This window comes from Shewanella chilikensis, assembly GCF_002836945.1.
GTDB classification, from domain to species: domain Bacteria; phylum Pseudomonadota; class Gammaproteobacteria; order Enterobacterales; family Shewanellaceae; genus Shewanella; species Shewanella chilikensis.
In genome coordinates this window covers 1-1358 of sequence record NZ_NIJM01000108.1, presented here as the reverse complement: position 1 = coordinate 1358, position 1358 = coordinate 1, and the positions used below count along the sequence as shown (strand labels likewise).

Genomic DNA, 1358 nt, shown 5'->3' with positions numbered 1-1358 from the left:
AAGGACGGTTTGGGGCGTCATATCGGGAGCTGCGGACCACTTAATCGCAGCTTCCTTAAGATACTTGAATAAAGAAAACTCCAGCATTAGAAAAGTCATCTATTCTTTTACGTAAGAATAAATAACCAGTTGCATCCGAGAGGCCTAAAATCCCACCCTCATCAAACGGTATATCTCCAGAGTATATTTGTGCGGCAAAGTAATATTCATCATCTAATACGCCATAACCAATCAAACCTCTAGGAATTACCTTGGATACAAAAGAGAACGCAGGAAAATCTTCACTATTAACTTCCCTTTTAGTAACCTCAACAGATATTGGTCCAAAATAGTTCTCATTTATAAAATCATCAGACTTTTCACTTAAAAGCACTCTAGAATAGCCTTTACTGATATGTTCAAGCTCTTCACTATCACCATGAAAAGTAATATCATCTAAAAAGTATCTATCGCTTGAATATGTTGAAAATACTGATAATACTTTACCCGCAGGGAATAATTCTTCACCAATCTTATGATTTAGTACTGAACAATCAATCGTAACAACTAGCGCTAACTCCTCCCCCAAAGGATTTACAGGCCAAGGAAAGGCAATGTGAGTACCTCCCCCAAACACAACCCCAGAACCGTCGTCAGCAGTATTAGCTTTTAATTGATATACTGTATCCATACTATTTTTCCCCACATTTTTTAATTCTTTCATAAAACGCTGTTGAATCTGCTTTGAGAACAGAAATACGATCTTCAGGAATTCCCGCTCTCCTCATAGCCTCGCTTGAAATTTCAAGTTCTTCATCAAAACTAGATGCAAATTGATTTGATCCGCACCGCTAATACAGCACATCCTTCATTGCTTCGACTTCCAGCATCTTGTCGGCCAACATCTTTTTGAGCTTGTTATTCTCCGCTTCCAACTCCCTCAGCCGCTTCGCTTCGTTCACTTCCAGCCCGGCATACTTTCTGCGCCAGTTATAGAAAGTGCCCGTGGATATGCCCATTTCACGGCAAATGTCATCGACTTTTGCCCCTGCCTCATGTTGTTTGATGGCCTTGATGATTTGTTCTTCGGTGTAACGTTTCTTCATGTTGAGATCTCCATTGGCTCCAGTGTATTGGAAATCTCATCAATGTCATGGTCTTAAATTCGGGGGAAAGGTCAGTTGCTGCCGGTATTTACGACAGCGGCGGCCAAAGACATCGTAGCGGAAAACATTGTCTCCCTGACGCACTACCCGCCCGGCTTGCTAAAAGATATGGCTGTCCTGTCTTTTTTTTCTGTCTTTTTTTTTGTCCTGTCTTTTTTTTTTGATTCTTCGCGAAGTAGGTAGCCGCCTTTTTTAGAATGGCGAGGTCCTCTG

At 41.3% G+C, this 1358-nt stretch carries 1 protein-coding gene and 1 pseudogene; both read right to left on the bottom strand.

All coding sequences use genetic code 11. The features are described from left to right. Positions 1-55 precede the first annotated feature (55 nt). Positions 56-703: a DUF1963 domain-containing protein gene (locus CX651_RS19715; RefSeq protein ID WP_101057800.1), complete on the bottom strand. Its 648-nt coding sequence runs from the start codon at positions 701-703 to the stop codon at positions 56-58. Between the two features lie 133 nt (positions 704-836). Then, positions 837-1085, bottom strand: a pseudogene (locus CX651_RS19710) (transposase); the annotation flags it as partial. Positions 1086-1358: the final 273 nt, after the last annotated feature.

Bases quoted from the DNA above. Each gene is read 5' to 3' on its own strand.
- CX651_RS19715 (WP_101057800.1), bottom strand. From the start codon at position 703: ATGAAAGAATTAAAAAATGTGGGGAAAAATAGTATGGATACAGTATAT.